Origin of the sequence: Yimella sp. RIT 621, from assembly GCF_004146205.1 — a bacterium.
Taxonomy (GTDB): Bacteria; Actinomycetota; Actinomycetes; order Actinomycetales; family Dermatophilaceae; genus Yimella; species Yimella lutea.
In genome coordinates this window covers 77,434-103,215 of sequence record NZ_SEIP01000003.1, presented here as the reverse complement: position 1 = coordinate 103,215, position 25,782 = coordinate 77,434, and the positions used below count along the sequence as shown (strand labels likewise).

The 25,782-nt window shown below is 66.9% G+C and carries 24 protein-coding genes, 1 tRNA gene and 1 riboswitch; of the genes, 17 read left to right on the top strand and 8 right to left on the bottom strand.

Annotation, left to right across the window (positions count from 1 at the left end; genetic code table 11):
* Positions 1-5 precede the first annotated feature (5 nt).
* The 7 genes from EU513_RS03955 to EU513_RS16290 all read left to right on the top strand — a co-directional run bounded on the left by EU513_RS03955 (position 6) and on the right by EU513_RS16290 (position 5,617).
* Positions 6-662 carry an MBL fold metallo-hydrolase gene (locus tag EU513_RS03955; RefSeq protein WP_129624600.1) on the top strand — a complete coding sequence of 219 codons (657 nt, stop codon included), beginning with the start codon at positions 6-8 and terminating at the stop codon, positions 660-662.
* Positions 663-892: 230 nt separating this feature from the next.
* Positions 893-2,332 (top strand): cysteine--tRNA ligase, encoded by a 1,440-nt coding sequence (cysS, locus tag EU513_RS03950; protein WP_129624599.1) that lies wholly within the window; start codon positions 893-895, stop codon positions 2,330-2,332.
* Between the two features lie 3 nt (positions 2,333-2,335).
* Positions 2,336-3,292 (top strand): 23S rRNA (guanosine(2251)-2'-O)-methyltransferase RlmB, encoded by a 957-nt coding sequence (gene rlmB, locus EU513_RS03945; protein WP_129624598.1) that lies wholly within the window; start codon positions 2,336-2,338, stop codon positions 3,290-3,292.
* 181 nt (positions 3,293-3,473) lie between these two features.
* Positions 3,474-3,914, top strand: coding sequence for a CD225/dispanin family protein (locus EU513_RS16300; RefSeq protein ID WP_239701073.1), 441 nt, complete (start codon positions 3,474-3,476; stop codon positions 3,912-3,914).
* Between the two features lie 152 nt (positions 3,915-4,066).
* Positions 4,067-4,438: a DUF2752 domain-containing protein gene (locus EU513_RS03935; protein WP_168990133.1), complete on the top strand. Its 372-nt coding sequence runs from the start codon at positions 4,067-4,069 to the stop codon at positions 4,436-4,438.
* A gap of 61 nt (positions 4,439-4,499) precedes the next feature.
* Entirely contained in the window at positions 4,500-5,039 is a 540-nt protein-coding gene (locus EU513_RS16585; RefSeq protein WP_129624596.1) for a CD225/dispanin family protein, read from the top strand.
* A 26-nt stretch (positions 5,040-5,065) separates the two neighbouring features.
* Positions 5,066-5,617, top strand: a complete 552-nt coding sequence (locus EU513_RS16290; RefSeq protein WP_239701075.1) for an NINE protein — start codon at positions 5,066-5,068, stop codon at positions 5,615-5,617.
* Positions 5,618-5,805: 188 nt separating this feature from the next.
* Here the strand turns inward: EU513_RS16290 and EU513_RS03920 are convergent, their stop codons facing one another.
* Together EU513_RS03920 and EU513_RS03915 are read right to left on the bottom strand one after the other, a co-directional pair.
* Entirely contained in the window at positions 5,806-7,044 is a 1,239-nt protein-coding gene (locus tag EU513_RS03920) for a DUF4032 domain-containing protein (protein ID WP_129624595.1), read from the bottom strand.
* Positions 7,045-7,134: 90 nt separating this feature from the next.
* A complete protein-coding gene (locus tag EU513_RS03915; RefSeq protein ID WP_129624594.1) occupies positions 7,135-8,226 on the bottom strand; it encodes an ABC transporter ATP-binding protein in 1,092 nt (363 codons plus the stop codon).
* 314 nt (positions 8,227-8,540) lie between these two features.
* On the opposite strand from EU513_RS03915, the gene EU513_RS03910 reads away from it, so the two are divergent.
* From EU513_RS03910 to EU513_RS16580, 8 genes are all read left to right on the top strand, one after another.
* Complete coding sequence (locus EU513_RS03910; RefSeq protein ID WP_129624593.1) at positions 8,541-9,884, top strand: maltose ABC transporter substrate-binding protein; 1,344 nt, start codon at positions 8,541-8,543, stop codon at positions 9,882-9,884.
* Positions 9,885-9,994: 110 nt separating this feature from the next.
* Positions 9,995-11,572 (top strand): ABC transporter permease subunit, encoded by a 1,578-nt coding sequence (locus tag EU513_RS03905; RefSeq protein ID WP_240795910.1) that lies wholly within the window; start codon positions 9,995-9,997, stop codon positions 11,570-11,572.
* Positions 11,572-12,504: a sugar ABC transporter permease gene (locus tag EU513_RS03900; RefSeq protein ID WP_129624591.1), complete on the top strand. Its 933-nt coding sequence runs from the start codon at positions 11,572-11,574 to the stop codon at positions 12,502-12,504. The genes EU513_RS03905 and EU513_RS03900 overlap by 1 nt, the downstream gene beginning before the upstream one ends.
* Positions 12,504-14,351: a glycoside hydrolase family 13 protein gene (locus tag EU513_RS03895; protein ID WP_129624590.1), complete on the top strand. Its 1,848-nt coding sequence runs from the start codon at positions 12,504-12,506 to the stop codon at positions 14,349-14,351. Before EU513_RS03900 ends, EU513_RS03895 begins: the two co-directional genes overlap by 1 nt.
* Positions 14,335-15,342, top strand: coding sequence for a LacI family DNA-binding transcriptional regulator (locus tag EU513_RS03890; RefSeq protein ID WP_129624589.1), 1,008 nt, complete (start codon positions 14,335-14,337; stop codon positions 15,340-15,342). Before EU513_RS03895 ends, EU513_RS03890 begins: the two co-directional genes overlap by 17 nt.
* A gap of 54 nt (positions 15,343-15,396) precedes the next feature.
* Positions 15,397-15,831: a CBS domain-containing protein gene (locus EU513_RS03885; RefSeq protein ID WP_129624588.1), complete on the top strand. Its 435-nt coding sequence runs from the start codon at positions 15,397-15,399 to the stop codon at positions 15,829-15,831.
* A 93-nt stretch (positions 15,832-15,924) separates the two neighbouring features.
* Positions 15,925-17,715: a serine/threonine-protein kinase gene (locus EU513_RS03880; protein WP_129624587.1), complete on the top strand. Its 1,791-nt coding sequence runs from the start codon at positions 15,925-15,927 to the stop codon at positions 17,713-17,715.
* Between the two features lie 138 nt (positions 17,716-17,853).
* Positions 17,854-18,022: riboswitch (cyclic di-AMP (ydaO/yuaA leader) on the top strand.
* A gap of 4 nt (positions 18,023-18,026) precedes the next feature.
* Positions 18,027-18,788 carry a transglycosylase family protein gene (locus tag EU513_RS16580; RefSeq protein ID WP_129624586.1) on the top strand — a complete coding sequence of 254 codons (762 nt, stop codon included), beginning with the start codon at positions 18,027-18,029 and terminating at the stop codon, positions 18,786-18,788.
* Between the two features lie 69 nt (positions 18,789-18,857).
* Here EU513_RS16580 and EU513_RS03870 read toward each other — a convergent pair whose 3' ends face one another.
* Positions 18,858-20,315 carry a threonine/serine exporter ThrE family protein gene (locus EU513_RS03870; protein WP_168990132.1) on the bottom strand — a complete coding sequence of 486 codons (1,458 nt, stop codon included), beginning with the start codon at positions 20,313-20,315 and terminating at the stop codon, positions 18,858-18,860.
* An 87-nt stretch (positions 20,316-20,402) separates the two neighbouring features.
* On the opposite strand from EU513_RS03870, the gene EU513_RS03865 reads away from it, so the two are divergent.
* Positions 20,403-20,804, top strand: a complete 402-nt coding sequence (locus tag EU513_RS03865; protein ID WP_129624584.1) for a secondary thiamine-phosphate synthase enzyme YjbQ — start codon at positions 20,403-20,405, stop codon at positions 20,802-20,804.
* Positions 20,805-20,919: 115 nt separating this feature from the next.
* Positions 20,920-20,992 (top strand) — tRNA-Thr (locus EU513_RS03860).
* A gap of 20 nt (positions 20,993-21,012) precedes the next feature.
* Here the strand turns inward: EU513_RS03860 and EU513_RS03855 are convergent.
* From EU513_RS03855 to EU513_RS03835, 5 genes are all read right to left on the bottom strand, one after another.
* The gene (locus tag EU513_RS03855; RefSeq protein WP_129624583.1) at positions 21,013-21,660 is read right to left on the bottom strand and encodes an A24 family peptidase; all 648 of its coding nucleotides are present in this window, start codon (positions 21,658-21,660) and stop codon (positions 21,013-21,015) included.
* Positions 21,661-21,721: 61 nt separating this feature from the next.
* Positions 21,722-22,318: a LysE/ArgO family amino acid transporter gene (locus tag EU513_RS03850; RefSeq protein WP_239701083.1), complete on the bottom strand. Its 597-nt coding sequence runs from the start codon at positions 22,316-22,318 to the stop codon at positions 21,722-21,724.
* Positions 22,319-22,346: 28 nt separating this feature from the next.
* Positions 22,347-23,063, bottom strand: a complete 717-nt coding sequence (locus EU513_RS03845) for a DUF998 domain-containing protein (RefSeq protein ID WP_129624582.1) — start codon at positions 23,061-23,063, stop codon at positions 22,347-22,349.
* Between the two features lie 43 nt (positions 23,064-23,106).
* Entirely contained in the window at positions 23,107-24,447 is a 1,341-nt protein-coding gene (gene allB, locus EU513_RS03840; protein ID WP_129624581.1) for an allantoinase AllB, read from the bottom strand.
* Between the two features lie 21 nt (positions 24,448-24,468).
* A complete protein-coding gene (locus tag EU513_RS03835; protein WP_240795909.1) occupies positions 24,469-25,713 on the bottom strand; it encodes an aldolase/citrate lyase family protein in 1,245 nt (414 codons plus the stop codon).
* Positions 25,714-25,782 lie beyond the last annotated feature (69 nt).

Here is a 25,782-nt window from a genome sequence, read left to right as displayed (position 1 = left end):
GCGTCATGGCAGCCGAAATCGTTGCGGGACACGGCGACACCACGATCGAGCGGGTGATCACGTCCGGCACCTTCAGTCTCGACGGGGGCACCTGGGACGTCGACAACAATGTCTGGATCATCGGTGACGACAAGGAGTGCGTGATCGTCGACGCGGCACACGATGCCGCCCCGATCCTGGACGCCGTCGGTGGGCGGACGGTGAAGGCCGTCCTGTGTACCCACGCGCACGACGACCACATCACCGCGGTGGGCGAGGTATTCGATGCGACCAAAGCGCCGAGTTACCTGCACCCGTCCGACCGGATGCTCTGGGACCGCGTTTACTCCGTCGGGCCCGACCACGAACTGGCGGACGGCGACCGCATCGAGGTCGGCGAGGTCACCATCGAGGTGATCCACACGCCCGGCCACAGCCCCGGCGCCGTGTGTCTCCGGATCCCGACGCTGGGCGTGGTGCTCACCGGAGACACGCTGTTCGACGGGGGACCGGGAGCGACGGGGCGCTCGTTCAGCAGCTACGACACCATCACCGACTCCATCCGCACGAAGCTCTTCGCCCTTCCGGCGGAGACGATCGTGCTGACCGGCCACGGCGACTCGACCACCATCGGCGAAGAAGCCGCCCGACAGGACGAGTGGGAGCGTCCCGAGGGGGCGTGACCTGATGTGAGTGTCATGACCTTCGTGGTCGGGATGCCCCGAACCTCACGACACTCGCGAGGTCAACCGGTGACGATCGCCCATCCGTCCGTCAGGCCCGTGGCATCCGCGCGGCCCGGTCAACGCCTTCTCGGTCACCGGTCTCGCCTCGATGGCCGGCGGCCAACTCGGATGGGGCACGCAGTACCCGAGTGGTCTGCTGTACTTCACGGCGCCGATAAACTTGCCGGGTGACTCTGCAACTCTTCGACAGCGCAGCCGGTGAGCTGCGTTCCTTCGAGCCCCTTCGTGCGGGCACGGTGGGCATGTACATCTGCGGTCTCACCACTCAGGGGTCGCCGCACATCGGCCACGTGCGCTTCACGGTCGCGTTCGACATCCTGCGCCGTTGGCTGGAGATCGGTCACGGGTACGAAGTCACCCTTGTCCGCAATGTGACCGACATCGATGACAAGATCCTGAACAAGTCGGCCGAGCACGACGTGCCGTGGCAGGAGTGGTCCTACGCGCATGAGCGCGAGACCAATGATGCACTCGACCTGCTCGGCGTGCGCCGTCCGTCGTACGAGCCCCGCGCCACGGGCCACGTCACCGACATGGTCGAACTGATGCAGATCCTGATCGAGAAGGGGCACGCGTACGCCGCCGAAGACGGCAGCGGAGACGTCTACTTCGACGTACGCAGCTGGCCCGAATACGGCTCGCTGACCCGCCAGAAGGTCGATGACATGGAGGCGGCAGCCGACGCCGACCCGCGCGGCAAGCGTGACCCGCGCGACTTCGCGCTCTGGAAGGGCCACAAGGCCGGCGAACCGGAGAGCGCCACTTGGCCGACCCCCTACGGGCAGGGCCGGCCGGGCTGGCACCTGGAGTGCTCGGCGATGGCTCGCCGCTGGCTCGGCGACGAGTTCGACATCCACGGCGGCGGCATCGACCTACGCTTCCCGCACCACGAGAACGAGCAGGCACAGTCGCGCGCTGCAGGTCTGGGGTTCGCGCAGTACTGGCTGCACAACGGCTGGGTCACCCTCGGCGGGGAGAAGATGAGCAAGTCGCTCGGCAACACCCTGGCCGTGGGTGAGATCACCAAGAAGGTTCGCCCGTTGGTCCTGCGGTACTACCTCGGCGCGGTCAACTATCGGGCGACGATCGAGTACCACGACGGTTCTCTGGACGAGGCCGCTGCCGCGGTCGCACGGATCGAAGGTTTCCTCGAACGCGCGCTCGACCAGGCGCCGTCCGGCGACTTCGTGGCCGTTCCGGACGCGTTCGCGACTGCGATGGACGACGACCTCAATGTCTCCGGAGCGCTCGCGGTCGTCTTCGACGCGATCCGCGAGGGCAACACCGCGTTGGACGCGGGCGACCGGACCCGGGCCGAGGAGCTCGCGCTCGAGGTCGTCGCCATGACCGAAGTGATCGGCGTCAATCCGTATGACGCTCAATGGAATTCGTGCGGCGACGATCGCTCGAACGAAGCGCTTGACCACGTGATCGAGGTGCTGTTGGCCTCGCGCAAGCAGGCCCGTGCCGACCGTGACTTCGCCACCGCGGACCTCATCCGCGACCAGTTGTCCGCCGCCGGTGTGGCGGTCGAGGACACCGCGGACGGCGCTCGCTGGTCACTCATGTCGGCGGCCGATCGCGCCGCCCAACGAACGAAGGACTGATCGATGGCAGGCAACTCCCAGCGCCGCGGAGCGATCCGCAAGGGCAGCTCGAAGAAGGGCATGCAGGTCGGCAGTGGCGGCCAGCGCCGTCGCGGCCTCGAGGGCAAGGGCCCGACCCCGAAGGCGGCCGAGCGTCCGAACCACAAGGCGTACAAGGCGGCCCAGAAGACCGGAGGTACCTCCCGTCCCGGATCGCGTGGTGGCAACCGTCGCGGTAAGGCGTCGTCCGAGGTCATCGCCGGACGCAACTCGGTGCTGGAGGCGCTACGCGCGCACATCCCGGTCACCACGATGTACGTCGCCGGCCGGATCGACTCCGACGACCGCGTCCGCGAGGCGCTGAAACTCGCCGCCGACCGGGCGATCCCGATCCTGGAGACCCCGCGCGGCGAGCTCGATCGACTGACCGACGATGCGGTGCATCAGGGCCTGGCGCTGCAGATCCCGCCGTACGAGTACGCGCACCCGAGCGACCTGATCGACCCGGAGGCGCCGGGTATCCCGCTGGTCGTCGCACTCGACGGCATCACCGACCCGCGCAACCTCGGCGCGATCATCCGCTCGGTGGCCGCGTTCGGCGGCCATGGTGTCATCGTTCCCGAACGCCGGTCGGTGGGTATGACGGCGGCGGCGTGGAAGACGTCCGCGGGTGCGGCGGCACGCGTTCCGGTCGCTATGGCGGGCAACCTGAACCGCGCTTTGGAGGAGTCCCGCAAGGCCGGGTTCTTCGTCATCGGTCTCGACATGGACGGCGACGTCGAACTGCCGCAGCTCGAACTGTCGACCGAGCCGCTGGTGGTCGTCGTCGGGTCCGAGGGCAAGGGGTTGTCGCGACTGGTGAGCGAGAACTGCGACCAGATCGTGTCGGTGCCGATGAGTTCGTCCGTCGAGTCGCTCAACGCCGGTATTGCCGCGTCGGTGACGCTCTACCAGATCGCCACTTCTCGAGCGGCACGCTGACCGATTCGCTGTCCGGACGGTGGACCGGATGGAACCGGACGCGATTTCGTGACGTCGCCTTCCACGGACGAAAACGAGCCGCTTCGGCTTCACCGGTCGTCGTGCTCCGCCCCATAGGGTGGTGCGAAACGCCGGAACACCGGCCAAAAAAGCAACGTGCTGCGTTGCAGGGAGGGAAGACATGACCAACTACGGTCCGAACGATCCGAACCAGCCGTACGACCCGAACAACAAGGGCAGCGACGACGCTTACGGCCAGCACAGCGGCCAGTACGGTCAGCAGAACGACGGCCAGTACGGCCAGCAGGGTGGCCAGTACGGTGCCGGTGCACCGGGCTACAACCCGATGCCCGGTGATGGCGGAGCCGTCGGCACCCCGCCGCCGAACAACCTCGCGATGGCGATCATCACGACGGTCCTGTGCTGTCTTCCGCTCGGCATCGTGGCGATCATCCAGGCCACGAAGGTGAACTCGTTGTGGGCCCAGGGCGACCACGCGGGCGCCCGCGAGGCCTCGGAGAAGGCCAAGAAGTTCTCCATCTGGAGCGCGATCGCCGGAATCGTCTTCGGCATCATCTACGCAATCTTGATGTTCACCATCCTGAAAGACACCAACGCCTGATGGCGGACGTGAAGGCGCCCGGACCCGCAGCGGTGCGGGCGCCTTCCGCTGTCTGTTCGCCCGCTCCTCGGCAAGGTTGGTTCCTGCAGCACACCGATCCCATCCCCGGGTGGCGGCCGATGCACGGCCGGCTACGCAGGATGATCGCGCCTGTGACATTCGGGTTCGCGGCCGTCGGCGTCGGCGTGCTGCTGCACGCGGTCGATCCGCGTGAGCCCGGCAACTACCCGACCTGTCCCTTCCTGTGGCTGACCGGCCTGTACTGCCCAGGGTGCGGAGCGATGCGGGCGTCCGCCTCGGTGGTCGACGGCGATGTGTCGGGCGCATTCGGTTTCAACCCGCTCGTGGTGATCGCCTTGGTCGGTCTCGTGGTGATGTTCGCCCTGTGGACACGCCGCCAGTGGCAGGGCAGACCCAAACTCTCGATCACACGGCCCTGGGTGACCACCGCGCTGACGGTGATCACCGTGGTCTTCTGGGTGGCCCGGAACGTCCCGGGCTGGACCTGGTTGTCGCCGGCCTGAGCGCGGCGGCCCCATCTAGAATCAGTTGTCAACACCAGCACTTCCGGGGGGACCTCCAGCAATGAGCAGTTACGACCCGTACGACCCGAACAACACCGCCGGCCGGGACGGCGCACAGTCGTCCGATCCGTACGGGCAACAGGGCTATGACCAGCAGCAGTATGGCCAGCAGCAGGGCCAGCAGCCGCAATACGGCCAGTACGGCCAGCCGCAGCACGGGTACGACCAGCAGTACGGGCAGCAGTACGGCCAGCAGTACGGCCAGCAGTACGGCCAGCAGTACGGTCAGCCGCAGTATCCGAACCAGTACGGCAGTCCGTACGGTTATCAGTCCCCGGTCGGACCGCCGCCGGACAACTATCTGGTCTGGGCGATCCTGTCGACCGTGCTGTGCTGCCTTCCGCTCGGCATCGCATCGATCGTGTTCTCCACCCAGGTGAACTCGAAGTGGTCCATGGGTGACGCAGCCGGCGCACACGAGTCGGCCCGCAAGGCGAAGAACTTCGCGATCGCGTCCGCCGCCGTTTCATTGGTTCTCGTCGCGCTGTACGTCGTGCTCGTCGTCGCCGTCGGCGTCGGGTCGTCCTCCTCCAGCAGCTGATCGTCCTTCACCGAAAGTAGGCACTCATGTCCCATCAGGATCCTTACGCGAACAACGACCCCAACGCGGGCAAGCAGTACGACCAGCAGGGTTACGGGCAGCAGTCCGGCCAGTTCGGTGAGCAGCAGTACGGCCAGCAGTACGGCCAGCAGGACCGCCAGCAGTTCGACCAGCAATACGGCTCGGCTCCGGCCGCGCATTCCGGTGGTCCGCAGGGTGACAGCTTCTTCGTCAACCTCATGGGCGCCGAGCAGGGTCCGATGAGCTACGGGCAGTTGCAGGCGATGGCCGCGAGTGGCCAGCTCAAGCCGGAAACGCTGGTGCGTGCAGCGAGCGGCGGTCACGCCTTCCAGGCCAAGCAGGTGCCGGGGGTCTTCTCCGACAAGGAGTGGATCATGGCGCTGATCCTGTCGATCGTCATCGGCAGCCTGGGCGTCGACCGCTTCTACCTGGGCTATACCGGGCTCGGCGTGCTGAAGCTGATCACCCTCGGTGGTTGTGGCATTTGGGCACTGATCGACATCATCCTGATCGCGATGCGCAAGCTTCCCGACGCCGACGGTCGCCAGCTCAGCTGACGCCCCACCTCAGAGCTACCCAAACGAGCTACCCAAACGAGCTACCCAAACGAGCTACCCGAACCGCGGATTGAAATGTCCCGGTAGTGCAAACCGCGGCTCATCGCTCGCGGTTTGCGCTACCGAGGGGTTTCGATCCGCGGTTTGCACTACCCGGGCATCACGCTCAGACCCGGATCAGGCGCACGTCACTCCGCCCGGACGGGGAGTTCCTGGGTGTCCACGCCGACGACGGACGCCTCGTCCGGCTTGTTCGGCAGGACGTGGTCGACGTAGTCGCGCGCGGCGTTCTCGATCGAGATGTCCTGCTGGGCGCGTTCTGCCATGTACCAGCGGTGCTCGAGGATCTCGTGGAAGATCTCGGCCGGTTCGAGCTTCTTGCGCATCGCCGGCGGAACGGTGCGGGTGATGGGTTCGTAGATGCGGCTGAGCCAGTCGTGGGCGACCAGTTGCTCGTCGTCGTTCTGACGGTCCTGGCTGGCGGTGAACGCGTCCAGGTCGTTGAGCAGTCGGCGGGCCTGGTTGTCCTCGACGGCCAGGCCGGTCAGCCGCAGCAGACGGCGCGCGTGGTGGCCGGCGTCGACGATCTTCGGCTGGATCGACACATGCGTGCCGTCGAAGTCGGTGGTGATGTCGAGTTCGCCGATGTCGAAACCGAGGTCGTTGAGGTGGCGGATGTGCTCCTCGACCTTCCATCGCTGGCCCATCTCGAAGCTCTCGACCTCGGTGAGCGCGGCCCAGAGTTCGTCGTACCGCGACAGAATCAGATCCGACACCGAAAGCGGGTCGACCTGCATCGGCACGAAGCCACCGGCCTGCAGATCCATCAGCTCGCCGGCGATGTTGACCCGGGCGATGTCGAGGTCGTGGTCGCGTTGTCCCTTCGACAGTTTCTCGCGCAGCTCGCCGGTCTCGGCGTCCACCAGGTAGGCCGCGAACTCCCCGGCGTTGCGCTTGAAGAGCGTGTTCGACAATGACACGTCGCCCCACCAGAAACCGACCAGGTGCAACCGCACCAGCAGCACCGCGAGGGCGTCGATCAGGCGGTCGGCGGTGTCGGGCCGCAGTGACTGGCTCAGCATCGCTCGGTAGGGCAGCGAGAACTGCAGGTGCCGGGTCAGCAGACAGGCGTCCAGCGGGTTGCCCTCGTCGTCGGTGCGACCGGCCACCACGCCGACGGCCTCGACGCACGGCTGGTCGAGACGGCGCAGCGCGCGTAGCATCTCGTACTCGCGCCGGGCGATGTCTTCCTTGATCTCCTTGATCGCGATGATCCGGCCCTCGATCCGCACGAAGCGGACGACGTGTCGGGAGATGCCGCGGGGGAGGGCGGCCAGAATGTTCTCCGGCCACTCCTCGAGCGGGGTCGACCACGGCAGGTCGAGCAACGCCGGCCACGGCCGTCCAGCCCTGATGTCGAGTGCCACCGGCTCATCGTGGCACTGACACAGTGATCCATCAACGACCGAGCCCCGGCGGGCGTGTGCTCACCGGGGCTGCGTCGTTGTTCGATCGGATCAGTCGCCGAGGCGCTGACCGTTCTCGATGTCGAACAGGTGCACGTGTTCGGGCTTGGGCACGAAGTGCACGGTCTCACCCTTCATGGGCACGTTGCGGCCGTCGACACGGGCGACGAGCGGCTTGTCCGCAGCGGTTGGCTTGCTGCCGGCCAAGTGGCCGTAGATGTAGGCGTCCGCGCCGAGTTCCTCGACGACATCCACCTCGACCGCCAGTCCCTCTCCGCTGCCGGACAGGACGAGGTCCTCGGGGCGCACGCCGACGGTGATCTTGTTGCCGTTGGCGCCACCGACGGTGTCGCGGGCCACCGGGTGGACCGCGTTGCCGAACTTCACACCTGCGTCGGTGATGTCCATGTCGATGAGGTTCATCGAGGGGGAGCCGATGAAGCCGGCGACGAACACGTTGTTCGGGTGGTCGTACATGCGGCGCGGGGTGTCGACCTGCTGCAACAGACCGTCCTTGAGCACTGCGACACGGTCGCCCATCGTCATGGCCTCGACCTGGTCGTGGGTGACGTAGACGGTGGTGACGCCGAGGCGGCGCTGCAGGGAGGCGATCTGGGTGCGGGTCTGCACGCGCAGCTTGGCGTCGAGGTTCGACAGCGGCTCGTCCATCAGGAAGACCTGGGGGGAGCGGACGATGGCACGGCCCATGGCGACGCGCTGACGCTGACCACCGGAGAGCGCCTTCGGCTTGCGGTCCAGGTAAGGACGCAGGTCGAGGATGTCGGCGGCTTCCTCCACGCGCTTGCGGATCTCGCCCTTGTCGACCCCGGAGATCTTGAGCGCGAAGCCCATGTTGTCGGCGACCGTCATGTGCGGGTACAGCGCGTAGTTCTGGAAGACCATCGCCACGTCGCGCTCCTTGGGCGAGAGTGAGGTGACGTCGCGGTCGCCGATGAGGATGCGTCCGCTGTTGACCTCCTCCAGACCCGCCAGCATGCGCAGGGAGGTGGACTTTCCGCAGCCCGACGGGCCGACGAGAACCAGGAACTCGCCGTCCTGGATCTCCAGGCTCAGCTTGTCGACGGAGGGCTCGGTGGCACCCGGGTAGATCCGGGTGGCCTGGTCGTAGGTGACCGTTGCCATGGTGTGCTCCTTCACCGGCAGGAACGTGCCGGACGATCCGTTGTAAAGGTGTCTGTGAAAGAAACCGACAACGCCGGGGTTGGTGTTGTCCGTGTCACATCGTGACGTATGAACGGCAAGAAAGCCACTGATGTCGGCGGTTTCCGAATGGTCGATGGAGGCCATCGGCCCGTGATTTCAGGAGCGTTGCCGAACTGTGACCCGGTGGATGGAAAACATTGCTGCAAGATCTTGCAGAAAGTGACGTGGCGCTGGCATAGTGATCGGCATCACAGGGGGAGTCAACGGTGACCCCCTGAGCACAAGGAGAGTTCATGAAGCGCACCTTCGCTGTCGCCCTGACCGGCGCGGCCCTCGTTCTGACCGGTTGCGGCGGAGGCTCGGACTCGAGCAACACCTCCAGCACCAACACCTCGGCCGGCAGCCAGACGTCGTCGGGCTCCGCGACCGACTCGTCCGCAGCGCCGACCGCCGCCGAGACCCTCGGCACCAAGGACGCCAAGCGCGACGCCAACGCCGACCTGGTGATCTGGGCCGACGCGACGACCGCCCCGGTCGTCACCAAGCTAGCGAACCAGTTCGCGTCCAAGAACGGCGTCAAGGTCGCCGTCCAGATCTCCAACGACGTCCGCGGCCAGTACGGCACCGCGTTCAAGGCCGGTCAGGCCCCCGATGTCATCCTCGGTGCACATGACTGGATGGGTGAGCTCGTCGCCAACGGTTCGATCGCGACCCTGCAGGTGCCGGCGAACGTGATGTCCGGCTTCGACAAGAACGCCGCCGCCGCAGCCAAGTACAACAGCCAGACCTACGCCGTTCCCTACGGTGTCGAGAGCCTGGCCCTCGTCCGCAACACCGCGCTCGCGCCGACCGCGCCGAAGACGATGGCCGACCTGGTGAAGGCCGGCAAGGACTGCGTCAGCTCCAAGAAGTGCACCAACATCCTGTCCAACCAGATGGGCAAGGAGGGCAACGCCTACAACAGCTACCCCTTCCTGTCCGCGTTCGACGGCGGTGGCATCTTCGGCACCAAGGCCAACGGTGACTACGACGCCGCGAAGGTGATCGTCAACAGCGCCGGTTCGGTCAAGGGCGCGCAGGCCATGGCGGCACTGGGCAAGGAGGGCGCGCTGTCGACCAACATCGACTCGACCAACGCCGACACCCTGTTCGCCACCGGCAAGACCCCCTTCGAGATCACCGGTCCGTGGTCGATCCCCGCCTTCCAGAAGGCCGGCATCAAGTACGCCATCGACCCGCTGCCGACCCTCGAGGGCGGCGGTGCGATGAAGCCGTTCCTCGGTGTGCAGATGTTCTACGTGTCCTCCAAGGCCAAGAACACCGCGGTCGCCCAGGCCTTCGTCACCCAGTTCATGACCACCAAGGACGCCCAGGTCGCGATGTTCGAGACCGGCAAGCGTCCGCCGGCTCTGACCGCTGCGTACGAAGCGGTCAAGGGCAGCGACAAGGACGTCGAGGCGTGGGCCGCTGCCGGCAAGGAAGGCAAGCCGATGCCGAACATCCCGGCGATGAACGCCGTCTGGAAGCCGCTGGGTCTGGCGTTCGCGGACGTCGTCTCGGGCAAGGGTGGCACCCCGGCCGCTCGGATGGCCAAGGCTCAGACCGAGATCGAATCCGGCATCAAGTCCGGTCAGTGATCTGAACCGATGACGACGATGGCGGCGGCTGGTGCAGCTGCTGCCATCGTCGCTGTCAGCACCTGATCAGTCCTGATGTGCCCGAGAGAAAGACGACAATGACGACGTCGATGAGCGAGGAGACCGCAGCAGCGCTGCGCGCGGATCGCCCCAACCCGATCAGTTACCTCAAGTGGCCGATTCTCGCGGCCGTCCTGGGTGGCCTGTTCTACCTGGCGACCAAGCTCGCCGACAAGGGCTACGGCCTCGCGGTCGTCGCGACGGCGCTTGTGGCGCTGTTGGTGCTGGCCGTCTACGGCACACGCAAGGCGGTGCCGATGAAGTACCTCCTGCCCGGCCTGCTGCTGCTGCTCGGTCTGCAGGTGTGGCCGATCGTTTACACCGGCGCGACCGCGTTCACCAACTACGGCCAGGGCCACATCGCCTCCAAGGAGGAGGCGACCGGTCAGGTTGTCGCCTACTCGGTGGAGCAGGTGCCCGGTTCGCCCACGTATCAGCTCGCGGTCGCAGTGCCGAAGGACCAGCCGCTTGAGTCCGCACCGCTGCAGTTCCTGCTGACCGACGACAAGGGCAAGACCTTCCTCGGCACCAAGGACGGATTGAAGGACCTGCCGACCGACGGCCTCAAGCAGTCGACCGACGAGATGGACAAGGGCCGCATCCTCGAGGCCCCGGACTACCGGATCCTCAACCTCGGTGAGGCCAACAAGCGCAAGGACCTGCAGCAGTTCGCGGTGCCCACCGAGACCGGCGGCATCAAGGCCAACGGCATCAGTCAGGCGTTCGAGGGCCGACCGACGTTGGTCTGGGACAAGAAGTCCGACACCTTGAAGGACTCCAAGACCGGCACGGTTTACGTCGCCAAGGACGCGCGTTGGGTGCCGCAGAACGGCCAGGGTTCGCCGCTGGCCGTGGGTTGGAAGGAGAACGTCGGCTTCGACAACTTCAAGTCGCTGTTCACCAACGAGGCACTGCGTGGCAAGTTCCTCAGCGTCTTCGCCTGGAACATCGCCTTCCCGCTGCTGTCGGTACTGACCACCTTCGTCCTGGGCATGCTGCTCGCGCTGCTGCTCAACGACTCCCGGATCAAGGGACGCGGCATCTACCGCTCGCTGCTGATCCTCCCGTACGCCATCCCGGTGTTTGTCTCGGCGCTGGTCTGGGCCTCGATGTTCAACCAGGAGTTCGGTCTGATCAACGACCTCACCGGCCTCAACGTCGACTGGTTCGGTGACCCATGGGCCGCGCGCGCAGCGATCCTGCTGACCAACCTGTGGCTGGGTTTCCCGTACATGTTCGTCGTGTGTACCGGTGCGCTGCAGTCGATTCCGGGTGACGTGCTCGAAGCCGCGAAGATCGACGGAGCCAGCCCGATCCGCACCCTGCGCTCGGTGATCATGCCGCTGCTGCTGGTCGCCGTCGGACCGCTGCTGATCGCGTCCTTTGCGTTCAACTTCAATAACTTCGGACTGATCTATCTACTGACCGCCGGTGGCCCGTTCACCGACGGCAACTCGACGGCCGGTTCGACCGACCTGTTGATCACGATGTCCTACCGCCTCGCGATCGACGGGGCGAACCCCAACTTCGGTCTGGCGTCCGCGGTCGCCGTGATCATCTTCATCATCGTCGGTCTGCTGAGCTTCCCCGGCTTCATGAAGACCAAGGCCCTGGAAGAGGTCAACTGATGAGCGCTACTCCTGCTCCCGACCCCATGGTCGTCGCAGCCGCCACCGGTGACGACGACCCGACCAACACCCCCACCAAGCCGCGCCGCGGCTCCGGTGGTGTGTGGTGGCGGCACGCGCTCGCACTGCTGGCGCTCGCCTTCGCGATGTTCCCGATCCTGTTCGTGGTCTCGGCGGCGTTGAACCCGGCCGGATCGCTGTCGACGACCAGCCTGTTCCCGACCGGCTTCTCGTTCGACAACGTCCGGACGCTGTTCAGCGACGACGCGCGCCCGTTCCTCACCTGGTACAAGAACTCACTGTTCATCGCGCTTGTCGGCGGCGTGCTGTCGGTGTTCATCGGCGCCGCATCCGCGTACGCGTTCTCGCGGCTGCGCTTCAAGGGGCGCAGGGTCGGTCTGATGGCCCTGTTGCTGCTGCAGATGTTCCCGGCGCTGCTGGCCTTCGTGGGTCTGTACATCACCTTCAGCAAGATCGGTGAGGTGCTGCCTGCATTCGGCCTGAACACGACGCTCGGTCTGATCCTGGTCTACATGGGTGGCGCGATGGGCTCGAATGTCTGGCTGCTCAAGGGCTACTTCGACACCGTGCCGAAGGAGTTGGACGAGGCCGCGATGGTCGACGGCGCATCGCACGCGCGCATCTTCTTCACGATGACGCTGCGCCTGGTGACACCGATCCTGGTGACCGTCTTCATGCTGTCGTTCGTCGGCTTGTTCGGTGAGTTCATGCTCGCGTCGATCTTCCTGACCGAGAAGGACGCCCAGACGCTCGGCGTCGGACTGTGGGGCATGACGAAGGGCAACGAGCGCAACGCCCTGTTCGGCCAGTTCGCGGCCGGATCGGTGCTGAGCTCGATCCCGATCATGGTGCTCTACCTGGTGTTCCAGCGTCAGCTGGTCGGCGGCCTCACGCAAGGCTCGGTGAAGTAATGCCGACGCCGGACCTCCTGGCCCGGCCGCACCACGACGGTTCTGCGCTGTACGTCGACCGCGCGGCGCCCGCTCCCGGTGAGCGGGTGACCGTGCGGGTCCGCGTGCCCCACGGCCACGACATCGACCAGATGCACGTGCGCCAAGTGACCGACGGCGAACCCGAGTTCTCGGCCGCCCGAATCACCTCCCGCACCGCGACCGACACCTGGTGGAGCGCGGACGTCGTCTGTCACAACCCGGTGACCTCATACCGCTTCATCATGAGCGGTCCGACGGACGGTTACCTCTGGCTGAACGCCGCCGGCCTGTCCCGGCGTGACGTCCCGGACGTCTTCGACTTCCGCCTGACCACCTTCGGCCTGGCCCCGGATTGGGCTCGGCACGGTGTCGTCTACCAGGTGTTCCCCGACCGCTTTGCGAAGGCGGGCGATCGCCCCGCGCCCGAGTGGGCCGAGCCGGCCGACTGGAGCGACCCGGTCGACACACGGCGGGGACATATCGGTGCCCAGTGGTACGGCGGCGACCTCGCCGGCGTCGAGCTGCACCTCGATCACCTCGAGCGGCTCGGTGTCACCACGCTCTACCTGACCCCGGTCTTCCCCGCGCGTTCCAACCACCGGTACGACGCCGCGACGTTCGATGCCGTCGACCCGGTGCTCGGCGGCGACGAGGCCTTCGCGTCGCTGGTGCGTGCCGCGCATGCTCGCGGATTGCGCGTGCTGGGTGACATCACCACGAACCACACCGGCGTCACGCATGACTGGTTCATCGCGGCGTCCGCGGATCCGGCTGCCCCCCAACGAGATCACTACTTCTTCGACGAGCAGGGTGACTACGAGAAGTGGCTCGGCGTATCGAGCCTTCCCAAGCTCAACCACGCGTCGCCGACGCTGCGCGAGGAACTCTTCGACCGTCCTGAGGCACCGGTTCGCCGCTGGCTCGCAGGGGACTCGGGGCTGGACGGTTGGCGGGTCGACGTCGCGAACATGACCGGACGGTTGCGTGACCACGACGTCAACCACGAGGTTGCTGCCCACATGCGCGCGACCGTCGTCGATGCCAAGCCCGATGCGTATCTCGTCGGCGAGCACGCCCACGATCACTACCTGGACGCGTCCGGCGAGGGTTGGCACGGAGTCATGAACTACTCCGGGTTCACCCGTCCGGTATGGACCTGGTTGCGCGACAAGGACTTTGCTCCGTCGTTCCTCGGGAACCCGTTGATGGTGCCGCGGCTCGGAGGTCCCGACGTCGTCGACACCATGACCGAGTTCAACGCGATGGTGCCCTGGTCGACCCGGCGGGCGAACTTCAACCTGGTCGGGTCGCACGACACCACCAGGGTGCGGACTCTGGTCGGCGCCGACACGCGCCAGGTCGGTGTGGCGCTGACGCTGGTGATGGCGATGCCGGGCATCCCGATGATCACGTACGGCGACGAGATCGGCATGGAGGGCGCCTTCGCCGAAGACGGCCGCCGTCCGATGCCGTGGAACGAATCCGATTGGGATTCACAGATTTTCGACGATGCCCAGCAGCTGGTCGCCGCCCGGAGGGACTCGGCGGCTCTGCGCGACGGCGGTCTGCGGTGGGTGCGCGTCGAGGACGACACGATCACGTTCCTGCGTGAGGTCGCGGGGGAGTCGGTGCTGGTGCACGTCGCCCGTGACGCCGGTACGAGCCTCGAGCTGGACGAAAAAGACCTTCCCGGTATCGGTGGCGGGCGACTGCTCGCCGGGCGCGGGATCAGTGCCGACGGATCGGGGATCCGGGTGGAGACGAACGGCCCGGGCTTCGCGCTGTGGCTCTGGAAGGACGGGGGCCGTCATGGCGAAGCTCTCTGACATCGCCGCACATGCAGGCGTGAGTGAGGCGACCGTCAGTCGCGTTCTCAACGACAAGGGCAATGTGTCCGACTCGACCCGGGATGTCGTGCTCACCTCGATCGACGTTCTTGGCTACGAACGGCCGAGCAACCTGCGGCGGCACGCCGTCGGCATGGTCGGGATCATCGTCCCCGAACTCACCAACCCGGTGTTCGCGATGATCGCGCAGACCCTCCAGGGGCGCTTCTCCGCCCACGGCTACACCAGCGTCCTGTGTACGCAGGCGCCCGGCGGTGCCCAGGAGGAGGAGTACGTCCAAATGCTGCAGGAGCGCGGTGTTGCCGGGGTGGTGTTCGTCAGCGGTCGCCACGCCGACACGACGGCGGACATCTCGCACTACGCGCGACTGTGCGAGCGCGGTCTGCCGATGGTGATGGTCAACGGGCACCGGGACGAGATCGACGCGCCGTCGCTGTCGACCAACGAAGCGAGCTCGGTTCGGATGGCGCTGCATCACCTGCGCCAGCTCGGGCACACCCGGATCGGTCTGGCGACCGGCCAGTCGCGCTACCTGCCGAGTCTGCGCAAGGTGGAGGAGTTCCAGCGACAGGCGGGGAACGACGGCGGTCTGGCGATCGAACAGACCTGGTTCTCGGTGGAAGGCGGCGAGCTCGCCGGGCGGCGTCTGCTCGAACGCGGTGTCACCGCGATCATCTGCGGATCCGACATGATGGCGCTCGGAGCGATCAAAGCGGCTGAGCTGCAGGGGTTTTCGGTGCCAGCCGATGTTTCGGTGGTGGGTTACGACGGGTCCCTGCTCACCCAGCACACCTCCCCGCCACTGACCACGATCCGACAGGACATCAGCGGCCTGAGCGGTGCGATCGTGCACGCGCTCTCTGAGGAGATCGCCGGTCATCGGCACCCGCGTGGCGAGATGCTCTTCGATCCCGAGCTCGTCGCTCGCGGGTCGACGGCTCCTGCGCGACCGGTCGCGACCACGGCCTGAGACGTCCGCGTCCGCTGAGGCCGAAACCGGTGTGACGAGGGTTACATTCGGCTCATGCGTATTTCGGATGTGCTGCGAGGCAAAGGAACTGACGTCGTCACCATTCCCGGCTCGGCCTCGGTGGCCGATCTCGTAGCGCTGTTGCGCGACAAGGGCATCGGAGCGGTGGTGGTGGTCGACGAGGCCGACTCCGAGAGGATCGCCGGCATCGTCAGTGAACGCGACGTCGTGCGCCGTCTCGCCGACCGCGCCGACGGGCTGATGGAACTCCCGGTCAGTGAGGTCATGACTGCCGACGTGCACACCTGCGGTCAGGGCGACGAACTGAACGAGGTCGCGGTGAAGATGACCGATCGACGTATCCGTCATCTTCCGGTCGTCGAAGAGGGGCGCCTGACCTCGATCGTCAGCATCGGTGACGTCGTCAAGGCGCGCCTGGGTGAGTTGCAGGCCGAGCGGGACGCACTCGAGGGTTACATCAGTTCCTGACCCGGCCCGGGGAAACTCCTGTCGCCCGGTGTCCGTTGCCCCCGTGGGGCGTGCCTGTCCACCCCCATGAGACGCACGACCTACGGTGGAGCCATGACGCCTGCACGACCCGAGTCCACGACGAGCGGCCACCGCTTGCCCGGTGGCCGGCCGCGCAGACCCGCTCAGGTCGACGGTGACGAGACCACCGAGTTCACCCCGGCGTCGGACGCGGGACTGCGCGATCCCGTTGTTGCGGAAGGGGCGCCAGGGGGGCGCCGGATCGGACCGTACCGACTGCTCGGACGCCTGGGGGAGGGCGGCATGGGCGTCGTGTTCCGGGCCCTCGCCCCGAACGGCGACGAGGTCGCGATCAAGGTGCTGCGAGCCCACGTCGCCTATGACGAGAAGGCCCGCGAGCGACTGCGGCGCGAGGTCAGCTCCCTGTCGCGCGTGCGGGCACCCGGTGTCGCGGGAGTCATCGATGCGGACGCCGACGGGGACCAGCCCTATCTGGTCACCCAGTACGTTCCGGGCCCACCGCTCGATGAGGTCGTGGACGGACGCGGTCCGCTCGGTGCCGAGCAGTTGGCCCGACTGGGTCGGGGTCTCGCCGAGGCTCTGGATGCGATTCACTCCGCGGGCGTCGTGCACCGCGATCTGAAGCCCGGCAACGTGTTGATGGTCGGTGACGAACCGGTCCTCATCGATTTCGGCATCGCCCACATCGGCGACGACTCGCGACTGACGCAGACCGGGCTGGTCATGGGAACGCCCGGTTACCTGTCGCCGGAGATCATCGACGGCGCCGCCGTCGGCCCGGCCACCGACTGGTGGGGCTGGGCGGCAACGCTGGCCTACGCCGCGTCCGGCAGGGCACCGTTCGGCAAGGGTCCGATGCCGGTCATTCTCGACCGGGTCGCCCGCGGCCAGGCCGATCTGACGAACGTGGACCCGCGCATCCGGCCGCTGCTGGAAGCCGCGCTGTCGCCCGCCCCGTACCAGCGTCCGTCGGCAGGGGAGATCCTGCGCGAACTCGACGTCTTCGCCCGAGGTGGGATGACCGGTGAGATCGTCCAACGTCATTCGCGGCGCCCGGCAACGTCACCTCGTGGTCAACAGTCGGCGGCAAAACCGTTGCATCACAAGGAAGCTCCGGTTCGCACCCAGCACCCCCGCACCGAGTGGATCCAGCCGCAGCAACGCCTCGACGCGCCGCCGGTGGCGTGGGGCGCAGTGCCGACCGAGCAGCAATCCGCTCCTGCGCGCGACCCGCGGATCGGCCAGCCGGCCCGTACCTGGACACTCCTGGCGCTGATGCTCGCGACGGTGGGACTGTCGATGGTGCTGCCGATCGTCGCGTGGTTCGCGATCTTGGCGTGGGTGTTCGCCGCCCGCTGGAACGACAAGTCGATCACCTCGATGGTGCTGCGTCGGTACGCTGCCGGACCTCGCCGCAGCGACACCGCCGTCGCCATGGCGCTGTCGCCCTGGCACGCGCTCGTCTCGGCGTTCTCCACCCTGCTGGTCGCGATCATCCCGGTGTTCCTGGGCGCGGTGACTACGGTCGCCGTCGCGTTCGTCAGTGACCTGGTGGGCCTCACGACCTCGGCGTACGGGCGTCCACCGGCCATCGCAGCCGGCACATTGGTGGCGATCTGTTCGGCGTGGTGGGGCGTCGGTGGTACGGCCACCCGCCGCGGCTCGCGCAGTCTGGTGCGCACCGTCGCCCGCACCAAGGAAGTCACTCTCGCAGTCGTGATCGCGTCGGTCGCCCTTCTCATGGGGTGTGCGTTGTTCGCTTCCGCAAACCTGGACGTGCCCATGCACTGGTGGCCCTACAACGACGTCACCCAGGTGCCGGGATCGGGCATCATCCCCTCCATTCCGCCGAACTGGCCCTGACGGAAACCCGCCTGGACCATCGACTCACAAGGGGTTGGCGGGGACACCCACCCCGGGTATCCTGATCCGGCACTTCTTGACCGGCGCTTGACCTTTCGGCCGGCTCGAACAATTCCAGATCGGTCCATTTGTCCTTTGGATGCCGGGGCGCTCAACCTCATCCGGCACGGCCCGTCACCCGGGCATGAGGGCGGGGGAACCACTTACGATCCGCACCGGATCTCGGGGTGAAGTCGGCGTCGCCGACGGGGCAACCTGACCGCCCTAACCCGACAGCTCACCCCGCAGGCGTCGTCAGGAAAGGGAACCCCTTGAGCTACACCCCCAAGCACGCTGCCGCCAAGCAGCCCAGCACCACCGGTCGCCGCGCGGCCGGCGTCCTCATGCTGTCCGCCGCGACCGTCGGCACGTCGGCGTTCGTCGGCACCGGGGCGGCGCAGGCCGCTGCGACCACCACCGCCGTGAAGTCGGCACTCGGCTGGAACGTCTGGGACCGCGTCGCGCAGTGCGAGTCCGGCGGCAACTGGCGGATCAACACCGGCAACGGCTACTACGGCGGTCTGCAGTTCTCCTACACCACCTGGCGCGGCTTCGGCGGCACCGCCTACGCGTCGTACGCGCACCTGGCGACCCGCGAGCAGCAGATCAGGATCGCTCAGAACACCCTGCGCGTGCAGGGCCCTGGCGCCTGGCCGGTGTGCTCCCGCCGTGCCGGTCTGACCCGTACCAACGGAATGGTGCTCGGTGCCTCCACCCCGACGACCACCGCCACCACGACGACGACCACCACGTCGCGCACCGCGTCCCGCAAGCTGGTCGTCGACGGCGCGTTCGGTCCGAACACCACCCGCGCGGTCCAGAAATGGGTAGGCACCGTGCAGGACGGCTCGTTCGGTCCCTACACCCGCCGTGCGCTGCAGGCAAAGATCGGCGCCCACCAGGACGGTTGGATCGGTTCCAACAGCGTCCGCCTCCTACAGGTGAAGATCGGCGCCCCGCGCAACGGTGCGAGTTACCTCGACGCCACCACGGTTCGCTACCTGCAGACCTACCTGAACCGTCACGTGCTCTGATCCCGAATCACCGACGAACCCCCGGCAGACACCGTCCGCCGGGGGTTCGTGCGTCCCGCGGGGGTCTGTTCAGCTGAGCGTGTCGAGCACCTTCACGCGGCGCTTGGTCAACACGTCGTCCGGCCGGCTGAGGCGCCCTGGCAACGAGCCCAAGGTGATTCCCGACGCGATCGCGAGACCGATCATCACGGCACCGAACAGCGTGGCCGCGCCCTGCATCATGTCGGAGCGGATGTTCACCAGCTCGAAGATGCCCCGGTACACAGTCAGACCCGGAAGCAGCGGGACGATCGCCGCTGTCGCGATGGCCAGTGACGGCACCCGCAGGCGCCAGCCCATCAGCGTCGCGAGCGCTCCGATGAGCAGGGAGGCGAAGCCCGCCGACCACTGCACGGACGCGTTCGCCTCGGTGAGCAGGTAATAGGCGACCCACGCCAACGCGCCGACGGCGGTCGACAGCAGTACCGTGCGCCCGCCCGAGTACGAACCGATCGCGAAGGAGCACGTGATCGCGGCTGCACACAGGACACCGATGGCCGGGTTCGTCGAGAAGGTCAGCGTCGAACTGATCGCGATGTCGATACCGATCTGTTGCGCGAGGGCGAGTACGGACAGCACGCCCGCCACGATGCCGCCACTGAGGATCAGCACCTCGAACGTCTTGGCGGCCGCCGTGAGGTAGTAGCCGTCGATGGTGTCCTGGGCCGCGCCGACGGCAGACAGGCCAGCGAGCAGCACGACGACTCCTGACGCGACGACCACGGACGGGCGCAGGTTGCTGAACATCTCCACTTGCAGGTTGTTCGCCATGAAATACAGGACGACCGCGACCATCGTCGGAATGGCGGCGCCGACGGCCTGGCAGAAGAACGCGGCAACACCTCGGCGTCCGAGGAACCGCACCGTCCGGTCGACGACAGCCGTGGTGAGCGCCGACAGCACGACCAGCAGCAGGTCGCCGCTGAGCAGGGCGGCAATCGCGGCACCGAGCATGGCCGAAGCGAGCGTGACGATGAACCGCGAATACGGATGTTCGGTCGAAGTGATCTCATCGAGCCGATCGTGCGCGTCAGTGATCTCCAGCGTTCCGTCCTCGGCGTCGCGCACGAGGCGTTGCAGACGTTCCAGCCGGGTGAAGTCCTGTTGCAGTACCGGCACGATCCGCATCACGGTGATCGGATCGCGCAGCACACCGCGGTGATGAGACACGATCAGCGAGGTGTAGGTGATGTCGACATGCAGTGAGCGGACGTCGTAGGCACGGGTCAGGCGAAGTACCGCGTTCGTGGTGTCGGCGGCGCTGGACCCCGTCGACAGCAGAGCTTCGCCGACGCGCAGTCCGAGATCGATGACGAGTCGGGTGTGACTGTCGGTGGGTCCGCTCTCCTGGCCGCGCAGGCCGATCGGGACAGTCGGCTGCCCGCCGGCTATCGCCCGTCGCGCCCGTCGTCCGAGGTCCTTTGGATCGACCGCCGTCGGCAGACGGCGGCGAGGATCGGGTACTTCACGGCGGGGTCGTTCGGTCACGATTCCCACTGTGCCAGTTGACCGGTCAACTCATTGCAGGTGGCTCGCCGAGGCGCCGGCGATGCGTTCCGAGCCTACGGTGGAGGCATGCTTTCCCAAGAGATCTCCGTACACAGTGGCAGTGCCGAAGTGGTGCTTGACCTGACCGGCGAATGCGAGTCATTCGTCGCCGAGACCGGCGGGGACGGACTGCTGCACGTCTTCGTCCCACACGCCACCGCGGGCATCGCGATCCTCGAGACCGGAGCCGGTTCGGACGATGATCTACTCGCCGCGTTGCGTGACCTGCTCCCGGCAGACGACCGGTGGATGCACCGGCACGGCAGTCGCGGTCACGGTCGCTCACACGTGATGCCCGCGCTCATCCCGCCCTACGCCACGGTGCCCGTGATCGACGGACGACTGATGCTCGGCACCTGGCAGAGCATCTGCCTGGTCGATCTGAACGTCGACAACCCCGACCGCAAGGTGCGGCTGTCGTTGGTGTGACGTTCAGGGCTTGCGCCAGTGGGCCTCCACATGTGTCGGCGCTACGCGGGTGGGACGCGGAAAACGAGGGTCCGACAACGGGTACGATCGTCTCTGGTCTGCCGCATGCAGACGTGCCGGTGTAGCTCAGTTGGTAGAGCGCCTCACTTGTAATGAGGATGTCGCGGGTTCGACTCCTGTCTCCGGCTCCGAATCCGAATCTCGGCTCTCACAAGGTGACCACGCCGAGGATGGCGGGCAGGGCGCCGAGCAGCAATGGCGGCCCGAAGGCGATGTAGGTCTTGCGCGTTGCTCGACGAGTGACGAGCAATGCGAGCGCCCAGAGCCCGCCGGCGAGGAAACCGAAGAACAGCCACGTGGCCACGGCGGTGACGCCGAGCCATCCGAGGGTGAAGCTCAGCAGAAGGGCGAGTTTCACGTCGCCGAGTCCCAGCCCGGACGGTGCGGCGAGCGCGAGCACCAGGAACCCGAGTGCCACGGCCACTCCGCACGCTCCGGCACGCAGCACTCGCGACCAGTCATCGAGCCCGGCGGAGGCGATGACGAGCAGACCGGAGAGAACGGGCAGCGGCCACAGGGTGAGCTTGTCCGGCAACCGGTGGACGTCGGAGTCGATCGCCGCCAGCAGCACCCCGAGTGCGGCAAGCACGACGTACGCGGGCACCGCCCACCACGACAGCATCGACACGTGGTGACCGATCCAACCCATGACCACCGGTGTCACGAGGAGGACCCACCCGAACGAAGGCAGCGCTCTCGGGTCGTCGTCGCGGCGCCAGCGTCCGGCGAGGAGTTGTTTGCGGTACCCGACGCCGAGCACCAGCCCGAGGCCGGCGAAGGCGAACGCGGTCAACATGGCCTACACCTTGGCATGGCGAACCGGGTCGGGCGGATCCACGCGGGGGACTGTGGAGTACTCAGGAACGCACGAGCAGCACCGCGATCAGCAGCATCATGCAGCCGATGATCACGTCGAGCACTCGCCACACCGACGGCTTCGACATCCCCGGCGCGACCGCTCGCGCACCGAACCCCAGCGCGCTGAACCACACGATCGAACCGGTGACGGCACCGGCTGCGAACCACCAACGTCCGTCAGCACCATGCTGATTGGCGATGTTCCCGAGCATCAGCACGGTGTCGAGGTACACGTGCGGATTCAGGTAGGTCAGCGCCAACGTGGTTGCGATGACACCGGAGCGCTTCACCGGACCGGACAGTTCCAACGCCTGTGGCTTCAGCGCAGAACGGAAGGACGTGATCGCGAACCACACCAGGTAGGCCGCGCCGAGCCACTTCATGATGTTGAGCGCAGTCGGGTGATCCGCGATCAGCGCACCGACACCGGCGACTCCGAGAATGATCAGCAGCGCGTCGCTGAGTGCGCAGATCGCCACGACGATCGCGACGTGCTGTCGGTGGATGCCTTGACGGAGCACGTACGCGTTCTGCGCGCCGATGGCGACGATGAGGCCGAGACCGGTCAGCACGCCGGTGACGTACGAGTCGAGCACGGACGCACGCTACGCCGCACAGGCAGCGTCAGTGCGCCGGGACCGTACGCCGAGACGTTCCGGACACGCCGGGCACGCGATCGGTGAACAGGATCAGCCACCACAGCACCAGCGCCGTGAGCGAGATGCGCTGTGCGATGCCGAGCGCGAGGTGGAACACGCCCAGGGCCTCGAGTGTCGTCCAACCGAGTGTGACCAGATGGATCAGGCCGAGTGCGGTCGACGCGCTGCCGAGCGGGGTCAGATCGGCGTTGCGCGCACGCACCACGATCGTCCACAGCACCGAGCCGGCGGCGACGACGCCCGCGACCGAACTGCTGACGGTGTGGATCTTGTGCGCGATCGGCACCAGTCCGAGGGATTCCTCGATCGCGCAGACCGTGTCCGAGGTCGGGGTACAACTGAGCGGCAGGAGCGCGTCGATGATCGTGACAAACCCGAAGATGCCGAGCAGGACGAAAGGCATCGACGACCGCCGGTCGAACCGGCTGCTGCGCAGAATGAGGACGGAGGCGATGACCAGAGCGGTGCCCGCGGCCGCGTCCAGGGCTTGGTAGAACAACGCGAAGGGTTCGTTCGCCGCCGCGAGTTCGCTGACGTAGGAACGGATTTCGTCGTGACCCGGGTTCAGGAACGGGGCGAGTATCCAACCCGAGTAGGCGATCGCAGCGATGGTGGCCAGCACGAAGGCGCGCCGCGCCCCCCGTTCCTCACGCACGGTCGCCCCTCCCTCGTTCAGTGCCATCGGGAGAGTCTGACGAACGTCCCGACGGCACACCGTGAGGGGGTCAGCCCTCGCCGAGCCGCAGGAACTGCCCGTCCGCCGAATCGGTGGTCGCCGCCACGCCACGCAGCCAGGTGGTGTGGGTGCGTCCGCTGAGCTCGAGTCCGTCGTAGGCCGAGATCTTGTTCCGGTGTTCGAGCTCGTTGACGTCGACGGTCCATCGTTCGTCGGGCGCGTACGCGATCAGGTCGGCGCTGTGGCCGAGGGCGATCGCCCCCTTGCCCTGCATCCGGACGATCTCGGCCGGCCTCTCGCACATCCACCGGACGACGTCGGTGAGCTCGAAGCCACGCGCCCGCGCCGCCGTCCAGACCGCGGTGAACGCGACCTGGATGGAGGAGACGCCGCCCCAGGCGGTCGCGAAGTCGCCGATCTCCATCTGCTTCAACTTTGCGGTGGACGGGGAGTGGTCGGAGACGATGCAGTCGATCGTGCCGTCGCGCAGTGCGTCCCAGAGGCGGTCCTGGTTGTCCAGACTGCGGATCGGCGGGCAGCACTTGTGCGCCGTCGAACCCTCACGGATCGTGTCGGCGTCGAACGACAGGTAGTGCGGGCAGGTCTCGACCGTGAGCGGCAGACCTTCCTGCTTGGCCTCGCGAATGAGCGGCAGCGCCTCGGCCGAACTGAGGTGCAGGATGTGTGCCCGCGCACCGGAGCGGCGGACAGCGTCGATGACGACGCGGATCGCTTCCACCTCGGACGCGTCCGGTCGCGAGGCGAGGAAGTCGGAGTAGGCGCGGCCGGGCACGACCGGCGCGGATTCGAGCGTCGTCGGGTCCTCGGCATGGATGATCATCAGTGAGCCCAGGCGCGCGATCTCGTCGAGGTACTCGTTCAGCTGGTCGGCGTCCAACGGTGGGAACTCCGGCACACCGGAGTCGGCCAGGAAGCACTTGAACCCGAACACGCCGGCGCGGTGCAGCGGCTCCATGTCGGCCTTGTTGCCCGGTATCGCACCGCCCCAGAAGCCCATGTCGACGAAGCAGTTCGCTTGTGCGGCTTCCTTCTTCGTCTCCAAGGCCTCGACGGACACGGTCGAGGGGAGGCTGTTGAGCGGCATGTCGACCAGCGTCGTGTAGCCACCCTTCAGTGCTGCCCGGGTGGCGGTCTCGAAGCCTTCCCAGTCCGAGCGGCCGGGGTCGTTGATGTGGACGTGGGTGTCGATCATGCCCGGCAGCAGCACCTGCTCGTCCGGCAGCGTGATCTCGTCGATGGCCGAGAGTTCCTCGAGCCCGGCGATCTCGGCGACGACTCCTTCGCGCACGCCGACGGCCACCGCCTGCAGCTCGCCGTCGACGAGCGCGCGCCGAGCACGAATGACAAGGTCGAATTCGTTGTTGCTCATCAGGATTCCTTCGTCGACAGTTCAGCGGGTGAGTTCGAGCAGCTGGTCGAGGGTGAGGCCGCTGGCCTCGCGCACCTCGTGCTCGTCGATCGCACCGCAGTGCACGCCGCGCAGCAGCGCCATGGCGAGCATCCGGGCGGTCGCGGGCTCGTCCATCACGTCACCGGCGGTCTTGGCCATGTACGCCGACAGGCGTTTGCACGCGTCCGGCATCGCCCGGCGGAAGAACAGGTAGTTGGCCAGGTAACGCGTCGGCAGGTGGCCGGGGTGCATGTCCCAGCCCTGATAGATGCCGCGGATGAGCGAACGCTCCACCAGGTCGTAGTGCAATTTCCAGGTGGCATGCGCCTGGTCGGCGTCGCCGAAGGCCACGACATTCGTCGATCCGTCGGACATCCGGACGCCGGTCTGCGCGGTGCTGACCTGCATCACGTTCTTCGCGTGGTCGGCGGCAGGGTGGTCGGCCGACTGGTACGCGGCGGCGATGCCGAGACCCGCGCTGTAGTCGAAGGTGCCGTAGTGCAATGAGGTGACGCGCCCTTCGCCGGCGCGGATCATGGGTGCGAGGGGCGCGGCTCCCGAGCCGGCCATGATGGCCTGTGCGGTCTCGACCTGGATCTCGAAGGTGATCGTGCCGCGGGGCAGGTCCATTTCGTCCTCGATGCGGTCACAGGCTTCCACCATCGCCTCGACCTGCTCAACCGAGGTGACCTTGGGCAGAGTCAGCGTCAGTCCGTCGGACGCGCGGTCGGCCATCGCAGCGATGAAGACAGCCAGCGTTCGCACCCCTCGGGCGCGGGTCGGGGCTTCGAAGCACTTGAACCGGATGCCCCACAGCAGCGGACGATCGGGTCGGTCGAGGCTGGTGCGCAGGGCGGCGATCGCGGCGCCCAGGTGTTCGTCCTCGACGTCGTCGGATCGGCGGCCGTAGCCGTCCTCGAAGTCGACCCGGAAGTCCTCTATCGGGTTGCTGCGTAGCTTCTCTCGGATCCGGTCGTAGACCGGGGCCACCTCGTCCCCGGACACACCCACGGCGGCAGCCAGGGCCGCTGCGTCGGGCGCGAAGCGGTCGAGCAGGTCGATCGCCTGCCCGCCCCATTGCGCAATCGTGTCTGCGGTGAACAGGTCGCCGGGCACGTAGACGGTATGGATCGGCTGCCTGGTCGTCGCGTCCCCGGGGTAGTTCGTGGCAAGGTCTTCGTCGACCCGCTCGAGGCGTCGATCGAGGGCTGCGGTCAGATCTGGAACGAACTCAGGCACTTCCACGAACAACTCCTTGCCGCGATGGGTGGCAGATTCTGCTTCGTGGAGGATATGTTCCATTGTGCGGAATAG

Excerpts from the sequence above, each read along its gene's own strand:
- EU513_RS03955 (WP_129624600.1), top strand. The coding sequence starts at position 6 with ATGGCAGCCGAAATCGTTGCGGGACACGGCGACACCACGATCGAGCGG.
- rlmB (WP_129624598.1), top strand. The coding sequence starts at position 2,336 with ATGGCAGGCAACTCCCAGCGCCGCGGAGCGATCCGCAAGGGCAGCTCG.
- EU513_RS16300 (WP_239701073.1), top strand. The coding sequence starts at position 3,474 with ATGACCAACTACGGTCCGAACGATCCGAACCAGCCGTACGACCCGAAC.
- EU513_RS16585 (WP_129624596.1), top strand. The coding sequence starts at position 4,500 with ATGAGCAGTTACGACCCGTACGACCCGAACAACACCGCCGGCCGGGAC.
- EU513_RS16290 (WP_239701075.1), top strand. The coding sequence starts at position 5,066 with ATGTCCCATCAGGATCCTTACGCGAACAACGACCCCAACGCGGGCAAG.
- EU513_RS03915 (WP_129624594.1), bottom strand. The coding sequence starts at position 8,226 with ATGGCAACGGTCACCTACGACCAGGCCACCCGGATCTACCCGGGTGCC.
- EU513_RS03910 (WP_129624593.1), top strand. The coding sequence starts at position 8,541 with ATGAAGCGCACCTTCGCTGTCGCCCTGACCGGCGCGGCCCTCGTTCTG.
- EU513_RS03905 (WP_240795910.1), top strand. The coding sequence starts at position 9,995 with ATGAGCGAGGAGACCGCAGCAGCGCTGCGCGCGGATCGCCCCAACCCG.
- EU513_RS03900 (WP_129624591.1), top strand. The coding sequence starts at position 11,572 with ATGAGCGCTACTCCTGCTCCCGACCCCATGGTCGTCGCAGCCGCCACC.
- EU513_RS03895 (WP_129624590.1), top strand. The coding sequence starts at position 12,504 with ATGCCGACGCCGGACCTCCTGGCCCGGCCGCACCACGACGGTTCTGCG.
- EU513_RS03890 (WP_129624589.1), top strand. The coding sequence starts at position 14,335 with ATGGCGAAGCTCTCTGACATCGCCGCACATGCAGGCGTGAGTGAGGCG.
- EU513_RS03885 (WP_129624588.1), top strand. The coding sequence starts at position 15,397 with ATGCGTATTTCGGATGTGCTGCGAGGCAAAGGAACTGACGTCGTCACC.
- EU513_RS03880 (WP_129624587.1), top strand. The coding sequence starts at position 15,925 with ATGACGCCTGCACGACCCGAGTCCACGACGAGCGGCCACCGCTTGCCC.
- EU513_RS03865 (WP_129624584.1), top strand. The coding sequence starts at position 20,403 with ATGCTTTCCCAAGAGATCTCCGTACACAGTGGCAGTGCCGAAGTGGTG.
- EU513_RS03855 (WP_129624583.1), bottom strand. The coding sequence starts at position 21,660 with ATGTTGACCGCGTTCGCCTTCGCCGGCCTCGGGCTGGTGCTCGGCGTC.
- EU513_RS03845 (WP_129624582.1), bottom strand. The coding sequence starts at position 23,063 with ATGGCACTGAACGAGGGAGGGGCGACCGTGCGTGAGGAACGGGGGGCG.
- allB (WP_129624581.1), bottom strand. The coding sequence starts at position 24,447 with ATGAGCAACAACGAATTCGACCTTGTCATTCGTGCTCGGCGCGCGCTC.